The organism is Suttonella indologenes, assembly GCF_900460215.1.
Classification (GTDB): Bacteria; Pseudomonadota; Gammaproteobacteria; order Cardiobacteriales; family Cardiobacteriaceae; genus Suttonella; species Suttonella indologenes.
In genome coordinates, this window is record NZ_UHIA01000004.1 from 1,402,976 (window position 1) to 1,421,015 (window position 18,040).

13 protein-coding genes, 5 tRNA genes, 1 other RNA gene and 1 pseudogene are annotated in these 18,040 nt (G+C 44.5%); 13 read left to right on the forward strand and 7 right to left on the reverse strand.

From position 1 onward, the window contains the following. The first annotated feature begins 324 nt into the window (after window positions 1-324). The 3 genes from DYC63_RS10885 to DYC63_RS10895 all read left to right on the forward strand — a co-directional run bounded on the left by DYC63_RS10885 (window position 325) and on the right by DYC63_RS10895 (window position 3,231). Window positions 325-1,722, forward strand: a complete 1,398-nt coding sequence (locus tag DYC63_RS10885) for an APC family permease (RefSeq protein WP_245888162.1) — start codon at window positions 325-327, stop codon at window positions 1,720-1,722. Between the two features lie 115 nt (window positions 1,723-1,837). Next, window positions 1,838-2,524 carry a M48 family metallopeptidase gene (locus tag DYC63_RS10890; protein WP_115219239.1) on the forward strand — a complete coding sequence of 229 codons (687 nt, stop codon included), beginning with the start codon at window positions 1,838-1,840 and terminating at the stop codon, window positions 2,522-2,524. Between the two features lie 62 nt (window positions 2,525-2,586). Next, window positions 2,587-3,231, forward strand: a complete 645-nt coding sequence (locus DYC63_RS10895; RefSeq protein WP_115219240.1) for a DUF2959 domain-containing protein — start codon at window positions 2,587-2,589, stop codon at window positions 3,229-3,231. A gap of 406 nt (window positions 3,232-3,637) precedes the next feature. On the opposite strand, the gene DYC63_RS13825 is transcribed toward DYC63_RS10895, so the two are convergent. Then, window positions 3,638-3,979 (reverse strand): transposase, encoded by a 342-nt coding sequence (locus DYC63_RS13825; RefSeq protein ID WP_425452135.1) that lies wholly within the window; start codon window positions 3,977-3,979, stop codon window positions 3,638-3,640. 51 nt (window positions 3,980-4,030) lie between these two features. Between DYC63_RS13825 and DYC63_RS10905 the strand changes: the two genes are divergently transcribed. Next, window positions 4,031-5,197, forward strand: a complete 1,167-nt coding sequence (locus DYC63_RS10905) for an IS256 family transposase (RefSeq protein WP_115219242.1) — start codon at window positions 4,031-4,033, stop codon at window positions 5,195-5,197. Window positions 5,198-5,249: 52 nt separating this feature from the next. Here DYC63_RS10905 and DYC63_RS10910 read toward each other — a convergent pair. The 3 genes and pseudogenes from DYC63_RS10910 to typA all read right to left on the reverse strand — a co-directional run. Continuing rightward, window positions 5,250-5,843, reverse strand: a pseudogene (locus tag DYC63_RS10910) (IS982 family transposase); the annotation flags it as partial. A 163-nt stretch (window positions 5,844-6,006) separates the two neighbouring features. Continuing rightward, window positions 6,007-8,247 (reverse strand): CRISPR-associated helicase Cas3', encoded by a 2,241-nt coding sequence (gene cas3 / locus DYC63_RS10915; RefSeq protein WP_115219244.1) that lies wholly within the window; start codon window positions 8,245-8,247, stop codon window positions 6,007-6,009. A 192-nt stretch (window positions 8,248-8,439) separates the two neighbouring features. Then, complete coding sequence (typA, locus tag DYC63_RS10920) at window positions 8,440-10,266, reverse strand: translational GTPase TypA (protein ID WP_115219245.1); 1,827 nt, start codon at window positions 10,264-10,266, stop codon at window positions 8,440-8,442. A gap of 254 nt (window positions 10,267-10,520) precedes the next feature. Here typA and DYC63_RS10925 point away from each other — a divergent pair. From DYC63_RS10925 to DYC63_RS13830, 6 genes are all read left to right on the forward strand, one after another. Next, a tRNA-Val gene (locus DYC63_RS10925) sits at window positions 10,521-10,596 on the forward strand. A gap of 4 nt (window positions 10,597-10,600) precedes the next feature. Then, window positions 10,601-10,677: transfer RNA gene (locus DYC63_RS10930), tRNA-Asp, on the forward strand. A gap of 111 nt (window positions 10,678-10,788) precedes the next feature. Then, a tRNA-Val gene (locus tag DYC63_RS10935) sits at window positions 10,789-10,864 on the forward strand. Window positions 10,865-10,868: 4 nt separating this feature from the next. Further along, a tRNA-Asp gene (locus DYC63_RS10940) sits at window positions 10,869-10,945 on the forward strand. A 116-nt stretch (window positions 10,946-11,061) separates the two neighbouring features. Next, on the forward strand, window positions 11,062-12,429 hold the full coding sequence (locus DYC63_RS10945) for a patatin-like phospholipase family protein (protein ID WP_115219246.1): 1,368 nt from the start codon (window positions 11,062-11,064) through the stop codon (window positions 12,427-12,429). A 114-nt stretch (window positions 12,430-12,543) separates the two neighbouring features. After that, window positions 12,544-12,981, forward strand: coding sequence for a PTS sugar transporter subunit IIBC family protein (locus tag DYC63_RS13830; RefSeq protein WP_115219247.1), 438 nt, complete (start codon window positions 12,544-12,546; stop codon window positions 12,979-12,981). A gap of 46 nt (window positions 12,982-13,027) precedes the next feature. Here DYC63_RS13830 and DYC63_RS10955 read toward each other — a convergent pair whose 3' ends face one another. The 3 genes from DYC63_RS10955 to DYC63_RS10965 are packed head-to-tail and all read right to left on the reverse strand — an operon-like array spanning window position 13,028 to window position 16,125. Next, a complete protein-coding gene (locus DYC63_RS10955) occupies window positions 13,028-14,926 on the reverse strand; it encodes a M48 family metalloprotease (RefSeq protein ID WP_115219248.1) in 1,899 nt (632 codons plus the stop codon). A 9-nt stretch (window positions 14,927-14,935) separates the two neighbouring features. Then, window positions 14,936-15,538, reverse strand: a complete 603-nt coding sequence (locus DYC63_RS10960; protein ID WP_115219249.1) for a LemA family protein — start codon at window positions 15,536-15,538, stop codon at window positions 14,936-14,938. Between the two features lie 23 nt (window positions 15,539-15,561). Beyond that, a complete protein-coding gene (locus tag DYC63_RS10965; RefSeq protein WP_218564615.1) occupies window positions 15,562-16,125 on the reverse strand; it encodes a LemA family protein in 564 nt (187 codons plus the stop codon). Window positions 16,126-16,184: 59 nt separating this feature from the next. Here DYC63_RS10965 and rnpB point away from each other — a divergent pair. From rnpB to DYC63_RS10980, 3 genes are all read left to right on the forward strand, one after another. After that, an RNA gene (gene rnpB, locus DYC63_RS10970) (RNase P RNA component class A) lies at window positions 16,185-16,517 on the forward strand. Window positions 16,518-16,525: 8 nt separating this feature from the next. Further along, window positions 16,526-16,601, forward strand: a tRNA-Arg gene (locus tag DYC63_RS10975). A 639-nt stretch (window positions 16,602-17,240) separates the two neighbouring features. Next, window positions 17,241-17,981, forward strand: coding sequence for a carbonic anhydrase (locus DYC63_RS10980; protein WP_115219251.1), 741 nt, complete (start codon window positions 17,241-17,243; stop codon window positions 17,979-17,981). The last annotated feature ends 59 nt before the right edge of the window (window positions 17,982-18,040 follow it).

The window sequence follows — 18,040 nt, forward strand, 5'->3', positions numbered from 1 at the left end:
GCATAGTGCGGCTCTCCGCCTATGCCCATTTCATTTTTCCGAGCATCATTCGTCCTGTTAAAAAGCGGGGATTTTTCTGAAATTTTCGCTTAATTGTATTTCTTGCAACATTATGCGGAATTCCTTTTGCCATTCAATGAGAAGCAGAAGAAAGCTCATCATCTGAAAATTGCAACGGCAAAGCAGAAAAATCCCATGTTTTTCTCCATATTTTCTATTCAAATACAATTTGTTATGCATTTTTTTCCCACAAGCAAAATTTTGCTGTACAGTAAGCCCCCTTTTTAGGCCCTTCTTTAACTTTTAACATAGGAGACGACGACGTTGACAAAAGTACCTCTAGCCCCCTTGCCCGACGCCCAATTATTGCGTAAAAACTTGAGCTTATGGCATGTAATTATTATCGGTTTGGCCTATATTCAGCCGATGACTTTGTTTGATACCTTCGGCTTAGTATCAGATGCAAGCCAATTCCATGTACCGACTTCGTATATCTTTGCCCTCGTTGCTATTTTATTTACCTCATTTAGCTACGGAAAAATGATTCGTCGTTACCCTTCTTCAGGTTCGGCATACACATATGCTCAGCAAGCCATTCATCCGAATGTGGGCTTTATGGTGGGTTGGTCTTCTTGGTTGGACTATCTCCTTTCGCCGATGGTCAATATCATCCTAGCCATGATTTATCTGCAAGCCCTTTTCCCTGCAGTTAATCATTGGGTATGGGTTGTGGGACTGACCGGATTAATGACCGCCGTCAATCTACGCGGTGCCAAATTCGTGGCGAATTTCAACAGCTGGATTGTATTCGTGCAATTAGCCGTGATTGCCTACTTCACTTACCTCGTCTATTCGCAGCTTAATGCAGGATTTAATGCCGACGGCGAAATCGCCAAACAAGCCGGCGTAGCAGGTCTGTGGAGCATGCAGCCGTTTTGGACGGAAATGACCGACGTCGGCAAACTGATTACCGGCGCCACTCTGCTCTGCTTCTCTTTCACAGGCTTTGACGCCCTCAGCTCTTTGGCGGAAGAAACCAAAGACACCGAGAGAACTTTGCCCAAAGCGATTGTCTTAACCTCGCTCATGGCAGGGGTAATCTTCATCATCGCCACCTATTTCATGCAGCTTTATTTCCCTAATGACCCTGCAACTTATTTTGAAAACATCGGCGAAACCCAGCCTGAAGTGCTGAAAATCGTCGGCGGCGCCATCTTCCAATCATGGATATTAGGCTTTGCAATTATTACCGTTATGGCGTCAGGTATTTCCGCCCATGCCGGCGTATCGCGCCTGATGTATGTAATGGGACGCGACGGCGTCATCAATAAGCGTATCTTCGGCTACATCAGCCCGACGCTGCGTGTACCTTCCTACAATATTTTGATTGTCGGTGTAGTTGCGCTCACAGCGGGCTTCTTAGATTTGGATTTCGTCATTTCACTCATCAGCTTCGGCGCATTGACCGCTTTCAGCTTCGTGAATTTATCTGTGATTGCGCGCTGTGTCGTGCGCGATAAACGCTACAACAATGCTAAAGAAATCTTCCATTTCTTAATCATGCCGACCTTGGGCTTTATCTCCGTACTACTACTATGGTTGGAAGTAGAATGGAACGCCCTGCGTGCGGGATTGATATGGGGCGTTATCGGTTTAGTCTATCTGGCGATTAAAACCAATGGCTTTAAACGTCCGGCACCTGTCCATAATGAATTTAAATAATAACTGTTAAGTCAAAAAGCGGCTGAATCATCAGCCGCTTTTTTCATTCCTTTCTTAACTATTGGGAATCTATCTAAAAACATCAGCCCAAATTCATAATATTCTGCATTCCAATATGTCATCTATTATTCTCCCTGCTTTTTCATTCCAAAATCGCGATTATCCTATTAAAGTCTTACAACGTAAAAATAACCGCCATCTGCGTTTAAGCATTAATAATAACGGCCAAATCCGCCTCAGTGCCCCTTTCCATATTCGCCGCAAGCAATTACTTGATTTCTTATATGCCCATCAAGATTGGATACAAGAAAAACTGAAAAACATACTTGAAATAAAGGATGAACACGATTTTCTCGGTGCAAGCCTTCAACTTCAAGCATTTTTAGGACGCGGCAGCAGTTTAAACGGCGCCATTTTAAGACTTGGTGTGAAAAATTTTGAAGAAAAAACTGTCTCCGCCGCACTACATACTTGGTATAAACAACAAGCACAAATATTATTGCCAACTTATCTTGCCAAAGTACTGCCGCAATGTCCTTGGGTAGAAAAAACACCACCAATTCGAATTCGCCGTATGCGCCGTCAATGGGGCAATTGCGCACATAAAGGACATCTGACCTTCAATACGCATTTGATAAAAGCCGCACCGGAATTAATTGAGCACGTAATTCTTCATGAACTCTGCCACCTGAAAGAATTTAACCATAGTCCGCGTTTTTATGCACTTATGCAGAGCATCGATGCTAATTGGCAAGATAAAGCGCAGCGGCTGAATGCCCTCACGCGGCGCTATATTCGATAAAAACCTTGCAAGCGCTCAAAAAAGCATTATTCTTAACAAGCTTTATGACAAAAGGAAATCCCATGAAAAAACACCTTTTAATCCTCAGCTGCACTGCTCTGCTTGCCGCTTGCTCTACCGCCTATTACGGTGCAATGGAAAAATTCGGCGTATACAAACGCGATATTCTGGTAAACCGCGTCGAAGATGCACGCAAATCACAAAATGATGCCAAAGAACAATTTGATTCCGCCTTGGCGCAATTCCGCTCCATTGTACGCTTTGACGGCGGCAATTTGGAAAAAGAATATAACCGCCTGCAAAAAGAATACGACCGCAGTGCAGCGGCAGCACAAGAAGTCAGCGAACGCATTCGCGCAATCGAAAAAGTCGCGCAAGATTTATTTAAAGAATGGGAAAAAGAATTAGCTCAATATAGCAATGCCAATTTGCGCGCCGACAGCCAAACCCAGCTAAATACCACCAAGCAAGAATATGCTCAACTATTACGTTCGCTTAAAACGGTTGAACAAAGAATGCCACCGGTATTGCAAGTCTTCCATGATCAAGTGCTATATCTCAAACATAATCTGAATGCCCGCGCGATTACCGCTTTACATCAAGAATACCGCAACATTGAAAACAATGTCGCCCGCCTGATTGCCGAGATGAACCAATCTATCAGCGAAGCAGATCGCTTTATCAGCAAAATGCGTCAGCAACCTTAATCAACAATTCAAAACTCATCCGATAATTAGCCATATACGAATACGATAATTATCGGGTGAATTTAAAAATCATCATCAACTAAGAGATTAAAAATATTGAATTTATAGTCAATTCAGCCCAAATAAAGACACAGTTTTTTATATGTTAGCCCGCACAATAGTAAAGCTTGATATTTTTTAGGTGTGCAACTTTGTCATGAATTGACTATATTATCAAGGCTCTAGACTGACAGAACTACTCTGTTAGACTAGAGCCATGATTAAATGCAAGCAAAATGTTTCAACACACGCACCCCTGCGGGGTGCGACCCAATTCCGCCGCGCCACTGGTTGCTGCCCCAAAGTTTCAACACACGCACCCCTGCGGGGTGCAACTTAAATAACCTGAGTTCGGGATAAGCCACCTCTATTTAGCAGCCGCCAAAGCATTCTTCCCAAACATCTGCGGCTTATACGGAAACAAGCAATATGCTGTTAATCCAGAAATCAGATTCAACAAAAATCCCTTCTCTGAACGATGGCGAGTATATTCAATTTGGCATAGATTCTTTAACTGATCAAAAATTGTTTCAATAACACATCTTTGTTTTAACAACCTTTTTTGTTCAGGACTTTGGGGCGGGGATTTCATATTCTTTTTCTTGCCTGTCAGTAAAGTGATGTTGTATCTCTTTTCTAAGCAATCGCTTAACTCTGATACCGCCCCATAAAGTGTGTCTGGTGAGAGGCAAAAGAAAAGGTCTCTCAAATTTTTGTAAGAATGTTTTAGCAAACGCAATCCAAAAAAGAGAGAAACCCTATGAACAGTTTACAACTAAGCCCAAAGCAGCTACAAGAAATTTGTCATGATTTTACCAACAAGCCCAATGGCATCAATACGCTACTATCTATTATGTTGAACAGCTTGATGAAAGCCGAGCGCAAGGACTTTTTAGTCTCAAATCATCGCCATGGTAATAAAGCTAATGGCTACCGAAGTCTACGCGGACTGGGTATTGGTGAGCAGATTGAGTTAGCGATTCCTAGAGATCGTTTAGGACAATTTAAGCCTCTTCTGCTAGAAGTCATGCGTGAGCAGCAGGATATGCTGAATGAGCTGTGTTTTGAGTTATATGCCAACGGCTTAACTACCCGTCAGATCGAAGGCATTACTGAAAACATCTATGGTAAAAAGCTTTCCAAAAGCGCGGTATCACGCATCACCGAAAGCCTGTATGAGGACATGAAAGCCTTTCGAGAACGACCGCTAGAGCCCCATTATCCCATCATCTATTTGGATGCCACCTACGTCAAAACCAAACGTGAGACCGTCTCTAGCGAAGCGTACTATGTTGTGCTCGGCGTGAAGCTGGACAAAACCCGCGAGGTGCTCGGTATCTACAACGCCCCCACAGAATCTGCCAGCACTTGGGACAGCATCTGCCAAGACCTGAAAGAAAGAGGGATACAGCGCATTGAGTTAGCTATCATCGATGACTTGAAAGGGCTGGATCAGAGGATTGAAAAACACTTTGCCTGGCGCATACAAAAGTGCGTACTGCACCTGAAAAGACGCCTACTCAGTCAAAGCAAAACCAGCCATAGAGCGGAGCTGGCACAAGATTTAAAAGACGTCTTCTGTGTGGGCAAACATGACAGTTTATCGGCATCTACTGAACGTGCTAAAGCCTGTTATCAGAAATGGAAGAAATACTACCCGCAAGCTCTTGCCATATTGGCTGATAAGGACAAGCTAAGCTACTATTTAACCTATCTGCATTATGAAAACGAGGTACAAAATATGATTTACACCACCAATCAAATTGAGCAGTTGAACAAATCCTTTAAACGCACTTTAAAGATACGCAACAGCATGCCCAATGTAGATTCTGTATTAACGCTGATGAGTAAAACTGCTATTGATATGGGTGAAACAACTTACCGTTACCCATTGAGCCGTTTTGCAGATTCATTACTTTTTAGCTAAACTGCCTATGCTGACTTTCTTGCAAAAAGACACACTTTTTGGGACGGTATCTTAACTCTTTGCTGATATAGCCTCTATCCCCAACCAACAATCCAAACAGTTTGTTTGCCATTTGTCGTAAGCCTTTACGGTCATCAACATTGCCTGGCGTTAGGCAGAAATTGACTAGCTCTCCTACATGATTAAACACTGCATGAAGTTTGAATCCATAGAACCAACCCATGCTGCTTTTGCCACGTTGAGCAATGTTTTTAAACACTTTATGCCTATGAATTCGACGATTGTGGCAAACAGATAAGATGGTGGAATCCACGATACTGATGCCTGTACATTTCCCCATTTGAGTACTGAGAAAAACCAACATAGCAGGTAATGCACGTTGTGCTAATTCGATAAATCGATTGTAGCTTGGCATGGTGGGGAATGCTGTTTTCCAAATGGTTTTAATTTGCCATAGATAGTAGCTTTTGAAATCACGTATGCGGATATGGTGAAAATAGATCCATACGGTAATGATTTCGGAAGTACTGATAGAGGCTTTTCGGTTTCTGCTGTTGGGTTTGCTGATGAGTGTGCGGTTAAAGTCTGCTTCAAATGTTTTACAAAAATCATCCACTTGGCAGAAAAGTGTTGTAAGATGTTCCATGTTAAAGGGCTTTTGTGATGGTTTGTTTTGTCAAAACAGTAGATTATCACAATTGCTCTTTATTTTTTAGTGGGGTGCTATCCCGAACTCAGGTTATCCAAAATACCCGACAAACCCAAATGCTCCGCTGTAATTAGCTTCCAATTAATTAAAATAAATTTCTTTAAAATACCAACCCCTCCGCCCTCAAAAACGTCGCATTCTCCCAAGAGAGCCCTGCCACAGGGTCATACAAATCCGTGCCAATCAAGGCATAAAATTGCTTGCCAAATTTAGGCTCGTTAATCGCTTCAATCCGTCCTGCTTTAAACAATTCCGCCAAAGCATTTTCTGGAATTTGCACGGTGTAGGGCTGAAGTCTACGCGAAATTCCGCCGATGTATTCGGCATAACGCAAATTGTCTATCAGTTCTTCGGCTTCTTGATTAAACGGTATGATGACGGGGTACAAATGACTTTCAATCATGCGAAATTTTTCGGCAATATTTTGAAATGGAAAATCGGTTTGACAAGCGTGAATTTCACTTAAAATCCCTTTTTTATCCAATTCATCGCCTTTCATTTCATACACCTGCGTAAAATACCAGTCCAATGCCTCTGGCGACAACAAATCATCGCCATGACTGCGTACCACCGAACGCATCACCGCAGACAATCCTTTGAGTTCAGGTGGCATTGTCCATTTTTCCTCTGTGGCAAATACCGATACCACGCTATTTTCAGACTGTCTTTTACCCTCACGATTACAACGCCCAGCAGCCTGAACCACGCTGTCTAGCCCCGTCTCGGCACGCATGACCGCAGGAAAGTCCACGTCCACCCCTGCTTCTATGAGCGAAGTGGCAATCACACGACACGGACTGCCTTGTTTAAGCCGTTCACAAATTTTCTCCAACATCAGCGTGCGATGTTTGGCACACATGAGCGTGGTCAGATGAAACACACCGTCCAAATCTTTGGCATCGTCATACAAAGAGCGGGCATGACGGCGGTTATTGACAATGATGAGCAGTTGTTCGTTTTCAGCCAGTCTTTGCAATAATTGCTCATCGCTCTGCACGCCAATATGACGCACGGTCGTACGGCGTAATTTGTCAAACAATTCATCAGGATTGGGGGCAAGTTCTCGGATATTTTCAAAGCCGTTATAAAAGCCTTGTTTGGCTTGAATGGCAGGCTGAGTGGCGGTACACAAAACCACGCTGCAACGGTAATTTTGTGCCAATTCTTCAATCGCCATCATAATCGGACGCAACAAATTAAGCGGTAACAACTGTGCTTCGTCCAAAATAATCACACTGCCTGAAATGTTGTGCAATTTACGACAGCGTGATGAACGATCAGCAAACAGGCTTTCAAAAAACTGCACCGCCGTCGTTACCACAATCGGCATATCCCAATTTTCAGAAGCTCGGCGTAATTTATCTTGGCTGTCGCCTTTGTCTTCAAGCTGGCTGTCATCAAAATTGCTGTGATGTTCAAGCACCGCCTGTTCGCCCAATTCGCCAAAGGCTTTTTTAAATTCACGGGCATTTTGTTCAATGATGCTGGTAAACGGAATTACATAAATGACCCGCCGTAATTCATGCACTTTGGCGTGTTCCAATGCAAACGCCATAGATGTGAATGTTTTACCGCCGCCAGTCGGCACGGTTAAAGAAAACAAGCCTTTTTCTTGTGTGGATTGTAAAATGGCGTGGTCTAAAATTTGCGTGCGTAATTGATAGAGTTCGGAAAATTTTTCAGGCTGCCTGAATGTTTGAATATATTGATTAAATTGGGTATGAAGTTCGCTTAACGCAGGATAATTACCCCGTTGAATGGGTTTATTTTGATGTATGACATAAAATTTTTCGGTATCCAAAAAATCAGCGTCCACCAAACATGAATAAATCATGCGGGTAAAAAATGAATATGAGAAATACGGGTGTTTTTTTGAAGGTTTAAATTGATTGGGCGATTTAATGCTGTCGGGCAAATGGATTTCTTGTTGCCAAGTATTTTCCAGTTTGGGAATTTGATTACCAAATTGTTCGGATAATCTATCGATTAAAGTGCCACGACCATTGCCCTGTTTTGCCCCATTTGCCAAACCCGCATGATGCCCTGCAATGCAAAACGCCATCATTTTTCCGATGGGATTGTTCCATTTTTCTAGGGCAATTTTGGCACCTGCGGTAGAATGATTGACCTTTCTACCACCATGCAAACGCTCTTGATAAGGCAAACTGTATTTGCCCAAATCGTGTAATAAACCGGTGTAGTAAGCAATGTCTTGGGCGTTAAAATGATAAGCAAATTGGGAGGCCATTTCACCAACTTGATGAAGATGACTGTCTAAAGTTTGCCAAAGATTTTCAGACTGTTTTTCAAGAGAGTGTGCATAAAAATTCATAACAGGCATTGAAAGAAATTAATAAATGAATCTATTACTGATGATAAACCTTTTACTTTCATAACATATTAAATTGAGGAAGAATTGATAAGCAAGTGCAACACATTTTACTTCTTCCCTCTTGTCTATTAAATGTAGCACTTCTCGACTAATCCGAGTTTATGACAATAGAAAAGCGCCCGAAGGCGCTTGGAAAGACTATTATTTTTTACCTGCTCGTTTGCGTTCGTTTTCGGTTAATAATTTTTTCCGAATACGAATGGATTGCGGCGTCACTTCGACTAATTCGTCTTCGTCAATAAACTCTAAAGCCTGCTCTAAAGTATTGCGAATCGGCGGTGTTAAAATCAGGTTTTCATCGCTGCCTGCCGCGCGGATATTCGTCAATTGCTTCGCTTTGAGCGGATTGACCACCAAATCATTGTCGCGACTGTGAATGCCGATGACCATGCCTTCGTACACTTCATCGCCATGCCCGATAAACAAACGTCCGCGGTCTTGCAAATTAAACAAAGCATAGGCCAATGCCTTACCGGCCGCCATTGCAATCAATACGCCGTTATGCCGTGTTTTACCCAAACCCTCTTTAATCGGTCCGTAATGGTCGAAGGTTTGGAATTTCAAGCCTGAGCCGGAAGTCATGGTCATAAATTCGGTTTGAAAGCCAATCAGTCCGCGCGTCGGGATAATATATTCCAAGCGCACTCGTCCTTTGCCGTCGGGAATCATGTTTTGCAGCTCGCCTTTGCGCTGCCCCATACGCTCCATGACAGCACCCTGATGCGGCTCATCAACATCCAGCACCACAAATTCATAAGGCTCTTGCTTTTGTCCGTCGATTTCTTTGAAAATCACTTCCGGACGCGATACGCCCAATTCATAACCTTCACGGCGCATGGTTTCAATTAAGACTGACAAATGCAATTCGCCGCGCCCCGATACTTTAAATTTATCGGGATCATCCATCTGCTCGACACGCAAAGCCACGTTATGAATCAGCTCGCGATCCAAACGTTCTTGGATTTGGCGCGAGGTAACGAATTTGCCTTCACGCCCGGCAAAAGGTGAGGTATTGACTTGGAAAGTCATGCTCATGGTCGGTTCATCGACATCCAAACTGGGCAAGGCTTCCACATGGTTGGGATCGCAGAGCGTATCGGAAATATACAAAGGATCGATACCTGTAAAAGAAATAATATCGCCGGCGGCGGCTTCTTCCACTTCTACTTTTTCAAGCCCTAAGAATTTGAAGATTTGCAAAATACGCCCGCTGCGCACCTCGCCTTCGCGACCAATGATTTTTACCGGCGTATTTTTGCGCACCCGACCGCGCTCGATTTTGCCGACGCCGATAACGCCCGTATAACTGGAATAATCCAATGAAGAGACCTGCAAACGGAAAGGCGCTTCGCGGTCAACCTGCGGCGCTTTAACATGATTGACAATCGCTTCAAAAAGATAAGTCATATCGCCTTCGCGGATATCGGCATTATCGCCGGCATAGCCGTTCAAACCCGAAGCATAGACAATCGGGAAATCCAATTGCTCATCAGTCGCGCCCAAGCGGTCAAACAAATCGAAAGTTTCATCTAATACCCAATCGGCACGTGCGCCGGGGCGGTCGATTTTATTAATCACAACAATGGGATTTAAACCCATATCAAAGGCTTTTTGCGTTACAAAACGCGTTTGCGGCATCGGACCGTCCATCGCATCGACCAAAAGCAAAACGCAATCCACCATTGATAAAACGCGCTCTACTTCGCCGCCGAAATCCGCATGTCCCGGCGTATCCACGATATTGATTTGATGGTCTTTCCAGCGAATCGCGGTATTCTTCGCCATAATGGTAATGCCGCGCTCGCGCTCCAAATCCATCGAATCCATCATACGTTCATGCACTTCCGCGCGCTCGGCAAGCGTATCGGATTGGCGGATTAATTGATCGACTAAAGTGGTTTTGCCATGGTCGACGTGCGCGACAATGGCGATATTACGAATCTTAGAAACGTCTTGGTTATTGCTCACAAAATTTATCCGAAATTAAAGAAAAACGGCGCGCATTATAATGTTAGCCATGCGAATTAGCGAATGTTTTTCCAACGACCGGCTAAATTGTCATTATTGGCATCAAATGCGCCGATAAAAAGATGACATCAGGGAAAAGCAAAAAACCGATGCTATGAAAAACAATTCACTATAAAATTAATGCTGTTTTTTTCTCCTCCGCAGTTGCGCTTTCATCAGAAATCACTATAATGCGCCTCTCTCGATAAGAGAACGGATGCTTAGCTCAGTTGGTAGAGCATCGCCCTTACAAGGCGAGGGTCATAGGTTCGAGTCCTATAGCATCCACCACTGCGGAGTGGTAGTTCAGTTGGTTAGAATACCTGCCTGTCACGCAGGGGGTCGCGGGTTCGAGCCCCGTCCATTCCGCCATATTTCTAAAAACCGCTCATAAGCGGTTTTTATTTTGCATAGAAATTTTTGCATCAGATTCTTGCAGTCCGGGCAAAAATGACTATAATGCGCCTTTCTCGATAAGAGAACGGATGCTTAGCTCAGTTGGTAGAGCATCGCCCTTACAAGGCGAGGGTCATAGGTTCGAGTCCTATAGCATCCACCACTGCGGAGTGGTAGTTCAGTTGGTTAGAATACCTGCCTGTCACGCAGGGGGTCGCGGGTTCGAGCCCCGTCCATTCCGCCATTTTCCTAAAAGTCGCTAAGAAGCGGCTTTTATTTTGCCTATTCCCTGTCAAATGCTGGCGCTTAGCGCCCTCTTCCCCTATCATGACTTCTTTTTTCATGCTGTGAAAGATACCGATGCCAAGCACCAAAAACATCCTCTTAATTGCTCTTGCCAGCTTATTAAGCGCTTGCGCCAAGCTCTCTTACCAACCTATTCCGACAATCGAGCAGATTGATCATCAAAAAGGCTATCGTCTCAGACAGGCTTTAGACCGGCAGCAGAATCAGGAAGATTTATTTGTCGTCTTAACGCTTTCCGGCGGCGGCAGTCGGGCGGCAGCATTAGGCTACGGGGTATTAGAAGCCTTGGCACAACAAAATATTGCATTAAACGGTCGCCAAAGCAATCTGCTGGAAGAAATCGATTTGGTTTATGGCATTTCCGGCGGTTCCGTATTGGCGATGTATTTCGCGCTGCATGGCAAAGATACGATTCCGCAATTTTTACAGCGTTTTCTCGCCCATAATTTTCAAGACACGCTGATTGAAAAAGTGTTCTCTCTCGCCAATGTGGCGCGCCTGACCTCGCCCGAATTCGGACGCGGCGATTTATTGCAAGAAGAATTTGAAAACAGTCTGTTCGGTGAGGCGACTTTTGCCGATTTAGCCCGGCGGCGCGGGCCTTTCGCCGTTATTTCCGCCACCGATATGACTCAAGGCATTCAAATAGACTTTACCCAAGAATTTTTCGACTGGCTGTGCGTGGATTTATCCGCCTTACCGATTGCGCGCGCCGTTGCCGCCTCTAGCGCCGTACCGCTGGTATTTAGTCCGATTACACTGAACAATCACGGCGGACAATGCGGCAATCCGCAGCAATACAGCGAGTTACTGGCAAAAAATACGGAAGAACATTCGGAACAAGCCAAAATTCGCAATGATATGCTCACCCAGTTCCAATCTTATCAGGAGAGCCAAAAGCGCCCTTATCTCCATCTTTTAGACGGCGGTTTGACGGGCAATTTAGGCTTGCGCTCCATGCAGACCATCGTCAATCTCAGCGGCGGTAATGAAAAAAATCTCTATATGCAGCTGACTAAGGGGCGCGCCAATCGCATTGTGCTGATTAATGTTAATGCGCAAAATCAAATCGACAGCGATATCGATCAATCCCCTGCCGTACCGGGTTTTCAAGACTCGCTCAATGCGATTATCAATATCCCGATTGACCAATCCTCCGCCGATGCCATTCGGCAAATGCGTCTAATAGTCGATGAATGGAATCAAGCCGAACACCGCGACCAACAAGGGCGAAAAATCTCCCTGCATTTCATCGAATTGTCATTAAAAGATCTTGCCGATGAAACATTACGCCATCAAGTATTAAATATACCCACCAGTTTTGCTTTACCGGGAAAAGATGTCAATGCACTACGTCAAGCGGCAACGGAATTACTCAAACAGTCATCAGACTATCAATCCCTTATTGAGCAATTACGCTAGATGCTTACATTTGACGGGCAATACAGCATATAATCTTTACATCAACTTAACGCATTTAAGGACTAAATATGTATTTAATCAATACTTCATACACGCAATTATACGGAGAGTCTCATGTCGCAAAATAATTCTATTTTTTTAATAGTCATCGCATTAATTATTTTCGCAATAATTGCTATATTTTTCATCCGCAAAACCTCTGCAGCTAAAACGAACAACCCAAAAGAGCTCACGCTCCCCAATCAAAAAATAACCTTAAATAGCCAAGATATTATTTATGTCGCTTGTGATGCAGGTATGGGCAGCAGTGCGACCGGTGCAAGTATGCTGCGTAAAAAAATCCAAGAAGCGGACTTGCCTTATCAAGTAAAAAACCTCGCTATCAATGATTTGCCTGAAAATGCCAAACTTGTTATTACTCATCAAGACCTCACACCGCGTGCGCAACAACGTTTGCCGCAGGCGACACATTTATCACTAAAACATTTTCTTGATCGGAAATTTTACGAGCAACTAATTTATTCATTAAGCAATAATCAGAACTTATCTTAAATAGAATTTTAAACCCATTCTAAAATGCCGGTTTCAACCGGCATTTTTATGCGAGCAAAACTTGCAGCAATTGGCGTAAATGTACTTCCTGCAAATTTACATTTCCTTGCCGTCGCCAGTGGGCATCTAATGTTTGCCATAAGGATTGCCGATAGGTGGTGCTTAATGTGCTAACCGCACGTAAAGCCTGCAATAAGCAGCGCAAATCCTCCTGCGATGTCATCTCTAAAGCATAAAACTCCGGTATTTTTAGCGGGAAGCTTTGCTGTATCAGTTGTGCAAAACATTGCTTTTGCTCCCTAAGCAAGACTTGCGCATCGGGTATTTGCGATTGCCAAGGCGTTTTTTGGCTGTGATACAAACTCGCCACCGCACGCAAGACCTCATAAATCGCCATCGCATTATCTCGATAATGCTGATGTTGCGCAGGTTTACGCAGAACAAATTGCACTTGAGCGGCATAGCAGATTTCATAAAACGTCAATTTGCCGTCATCACGCATAATATGCTGGATTTGCTGCCATAATGCCAAATGTTCCTCAGCACTGCTTTGCGCCTGATATTGCTTTACAATTTGTTGAAATATCACAAAGTGCCGCATCGGCGGCAACAGATTCACTGCGGCAACTGCTTGGCTTAATTCTGCTTTTTCTGCCTCGGGAATATGTTTACTATATGCCAAGCTTAAGCTGTCTATGCCGCTGTGATACACAAAAAATGCCAATAGCTGCTTGCGCAGTTTTAAACGGCCGAGTGATTGCGGCAAAGTATGCAGTTGTGCTGCCTGTATCGTTAAAATAGGAAATACCGCATTTTGCACAAAAGCTTGTCGATTAATTTCTATGGCATTATCTGCTACACAGTGTAACTTTTTACTCCGAATCTCAAAGGCAAGCGCTTCAATTTCCTGCGAATTAACCTTGCCGCCATAGCGGGCGATGCGCGTTTCCAACGGCGGATGAGTGCGCATTTGCGTGAAATAATTGATAAATAATTGATGAGCTTGATTGCTGGGCATGGCATAGGGATGCATCTGCAAATATTGCAAAGCAAGTGCTTTTTTAAATGCCATGATTAAGGCGGCAGGGTTGCGCGTATATTGTACCGCCCGTGCATCCGCCATCCATTCGCGTTCGCGGCTAAATGCCGCCTGAATACGTTCGCCGAGCATGGCGAGGATTAAGCCTGTGGTTCCCAGTAAGCGGCGAATCACATCCAGCGGCGTGTCGCCGCCGTCTTCGCGTCGCAGCAGTCCGCTGAAAATATGTTCGCGTGCTACCGATACGATAGGCGCGCCGTGCCGCCATTCGCTAATGGCATAATAGCCTTTGAGCACGGCGGATAATTTGGCATAAATGAAGACGTCTTCGTTTTTGATATGACCGAATTCATGCGCGATAATCGCTTGCTGTTCATCGCGTTCCAGATAGTCCAGCAGACCGTTACTGACCACTAATGCCACGCTTTGCCCTTTGCCGCCCAAAACGAAAGCATTGATGCTCTCGTCATGCGGCAGATAAAACACCGGCGGCGGACGTATGCCGCCGGCTACCGACATTTCATCGACGATATTTGCCAGCATCGCAAAGCGCGGAATGTATTTGTTTTCATCAATCGGCTTGGCATACATTTCTTTTGCCAATTCTGCGGCGGTTTTTCTTTGCAACAGGGCGAGTGCGGCAAAATATTCGCCGATGACCACCGCTATGCAGGAAACGGCGATAATGCCGCCGCAGTAAAGACTGTAGCGGTGCAAATACCATTCCTGCTCAAGCAATTTCGCATGTAAAAAGATAAAGCGGAATAATTCGATAAAGCCTGCGCCCAGCGCAAAATAAATGCCGCCGCTAAGCAATACGCCGAGCCAAAAGACCGCCGAAAGACGGCGACTGGCCTGCTGGGCGGCTTGATGATGTAAGCGGAATAAAGAACTTCGCGCTGCCATAACGGACTTTTAGCTGAAATCGACCTTGACCGCTTCGCGCACTTTCGCATCGGCGACTTCCAGCCACGGTGAGGGTAGGAAAGAAAAGGCTTTGCCAATCAGATGATTTGGGAAGATTTGCAGATAATTGTTATATTCCGTGACGTAGGAATTGTACAAATTGCGCTCGCGCGCCACTTCGGTTTCGATATTGCTGAGTTCGCGCTGCAAATTCAGCATTTGCGTATCCGCTTTCAAATCGGGATAAGCCTCGAAAGCCACCTGCAAATTGCCTACAGCATGAGTTAACTGATTATCCGCCAGCGAAAGCGCGCCTATATTTGCCGCATTGCCGCCGCTGCTTTGCTGAATCTGCTTCAGCGCACTGGCTGCCGTATTGCGCGCTTGCGTTACCTGCACCAAAGTCGCCTGCTCGTGCTGCAAATATTTCTTTGCCACCTCGACCAAATTGCGGATAAGGTCATAGCGCTTGTTCAGCACCACATCAATATCGGAAAACTGATTGGCTACCGCATTGCGCGAACGCACCAATTGGTTATACACCATAACCACGAATACCGGCACGCCGATTAACACCGCCAGAAAAAATACGGAAATGACAAACCACGTCATAACTATCTCCTTGAAGACATCATCTAAGAAACCAATTCCTTGATTGGCACAGGGGGCAAGAGCAATTGCTCCTGCGATTGAAAAGCAAAACAACGCGCCAGCAAGCAATCGGGGAAGACCTGCAAAGCATCATTATAATCATTCACGGCATCATTAAAATACTGGCGCGCAAATGCCACGCGATTCTCCGTGCTGCGCAATTCCTCTTGCAAACGCAGCATCTGTTCGTCGGCTTTAAGCGCGGGATAGGCCTCGGCACGTAGGAAAAAATGCCCCAAAGCCGCCGCCATTTGCTGCCCCTGCACTGCCGTCAAAGGTTCTCGAAGGGCTACCGCACGCGCTTGGCTGACCGCTTCCAGCACCGCTTGCTCATGCTGCATATAACGCTGCGCCACTTTAAGCAGATTAGGGATTAATTCATAGCGTCTGCTTAATTGCACCTCAATTTGGGCGCGGGCATTGGCAATCTCATTGCGCTTTTTGACTAAGCGGTTGAACACCCACACCGCCCATAATAAGAATGCCGTCAATACCGCCAAAGCAATGCCCATCGCCAATCCTTTATCTGTATGAAATATCTCAATCATAGCAAAATGCTAGTCAATTAACAGCAGACAAAATAAAAAAATTCCCCTATAATCCGCGCCGAGTTCGCTAGACAATCGCCGGCATCAGCCGGAGGAAAGTCCGGGCTCCATAGGGCAGAATGCTGGGTAACGCCCAGGCAGTGCGAACTGACGGAAAGTGCCACAGAAAATATACCGCCTCTTTGAGGTAAGGGTGAAATGGTGCGGTAAGAGCGCACCGCGCTTTTGGCAACAAAAGTGGCAGGGCAAACCCCATTCGGAGCAAGATCAAATAGGAAACCTTTGCGGCTGCCCGTCGCGGTTTCGGGTAGATCGCTACAGGCGGTGAGTAATCAGCGTCGCAGAGGAATGATTGTCCACGACAGAACCCGGCTTATCGGCGAACTCTTTTTCTTTCAATGCCCTTGTAGCTTAATGGATAAAGCAGTCCCCTCCTAAGGGAAAGAGTGCCAGTTCGACTCTGGCCTCGGGCGCCAATTTATCCGACGCCTGATATACGCTATTTTTGCTATCCGTAGCATATCAAAAATAAGACGACAATCTTCCTGCTAATTAAACGACTCAAAGCACAGGTTTCATCTATCTGCAAAAAGCGCTACGGTATTGGCACCACTTGCCATACTGCGTGCAATTCCTTGCCCGTATTGCTTTTTATAGTTGATTCATGGCAAAATTAATCATTTTTCAATCGGGTAGGTCGGATACTTGTATCCGACATTACTTAAAATATCAATTTGTCGGATTAAAGAATCCGATCTACTTCTTTACAAATTAGTAGATTAGGAATTTATACCCAATACAATTTGTCATGGCGTATGCCTTCAGGCATGAACGCCTAAACTAAGGTTAAAAATATAATGTTCGTATTTGACATGAATTGGCTATACTTCTCAACCTAGGGAATATTTTCATAAGTAATTTAATTTATTGTCAAATTTTAACTTCAAACTCTCTCATCATAATCAGCTGTATTAACAAAGACTAAAGCAGTAACAAATTTTCATATTGAAACTTGTAAATTAAAAGAAGGGTGAAAGAACTTTACTTTATCCTTATTTATTATAAAGTAACCACGCTCATGGAGCGATTTACTAATTCATTCAGGAAGGGAAACAATGAAAAAACTATCCTTAGCGCTTTTACAAAGCCTATTAGTGACCGGTCCTAGTTTTGCTGCTGATGAAGGCACCCATTGGGGCTATACAGGACACGAATCTCCCGAAAAATGGGGCGAACTTTCTCCAAATTATGCCCTATGCTCAAGCGGTAAAAACCAATCGCCCATCGATGTGGTCGATACTATCAGCGGCGAACTGCCTGCTTTAAATTTGGATTACAAGGCGGTAAAAGCAGAAATCGTGAATAATGGCCATACCATTCAAGTAAATTTCAAAGATGATGCCAATAAACTCTCGCTAAATGGAAATACTTTCACGCTTAAACAATTCCATTTCCATACGCCAAGCGAAAACCGCATTCAAGGCAAATCTTTCCCATTAGAAGTGCATTTCGTACATGCAGACAGCAATAACAATCTTGCCGTATTAGGTTTGCTATATGAAGTCGGCGCGGAAAATGCACAACTTTCTCCCGTGTGGGCGGCTATGCCTAAAGAAGCCGGTCAACCGATTGCTTTAAAAGTGCAAATCAATCCTGCCGAAATGTTGCCTGAAGCTTTAGATTACTACCGTTTCAACGGTTCCTTAACAATACCTCCTTGCAGCGAAGGCGTTAACTGGTTATTGTTGAAAAACACTGTCAGTGCTAGCGAAGCGCAAGTAAAAGCTATTGAAGCGATTATGGGCAATAACAGCCGTCCGCCGCAAGCAGTAAATGCGCGTGTTATTTTAGAATAATAGATAAGCTAATGCTTAGTACTCTGCAAATATTTCTATATTTACAGACAAAATAAAGG

Coding starts and splice junctions, on each gene's coding strand:
- DYC63_RS10890 (WP_115219239.1), top strand. CDS start 1,838: ATGTCATCTATTATTCTCCCTGCTTTTTCATTCCAAAATCGCGATTAT.
- DYC63_RS10965 (WP_218564615.1), bottom strand. CDS start 16,125: ATGATTGAGATATTTCATACAGATAAAGGATTGGCGATGGGCATTGCT.
- DYC63_RS10905 (WP_115219242.1), top strand. CDS start 4,031: ATGAACAGTTTACAACTAAGCCCAAAGCAGCTACAAGAAATTTGTCAT.
- cas3 (WP_115219244.1), bottom strand. CDS start 8,247: ATGCCTGTTATGAATTTTTATGCACACTCTCTTGAAAAACAGTCTGAA.
- DYC63_RS13830 (WP_115219247.1), top strand. CDS start 12,544: ATGTCGCAAAATAATTCTATTTTTTTAATAGTCATCGCATTAATTATT.
- DYC63_RS10945 (WP_115219246.1), top strand. CDS start 11,062: ATGCCAAGCACCAAAAACATCCTCTTAATTGCTCTTGCCAGCTTATTA.
- DYC63_RS10960 (WP_115219249.1), bottom strand. CDS start 15,538: ATGACGTGGTTTGTCATTTCCGTATTTTTTCTGGCGGTGTTAATCGGC.
- DYC63_RS10895 (WP_115219240.1), top strand. CDS start 2,587: ATGAAAAAACACCTTTTAATCCTCAGCTGCACTGCTCTGCTTGCCGCT.
- DYC63_RS10980 (WP_115219251.1), top strand. CDS start 17,241: ATGAAAAAACTATCCTTAGCGCTTTTACAAAGCCTATTAGTGACCGGT.
- DYC63_RS10955 (WP_115219248.1), bottom strand. CDS start 14,926: ATGGCAGCGCGAAGTTCTTTATTCCGCTTACATCATCAAGCCGCCCAG.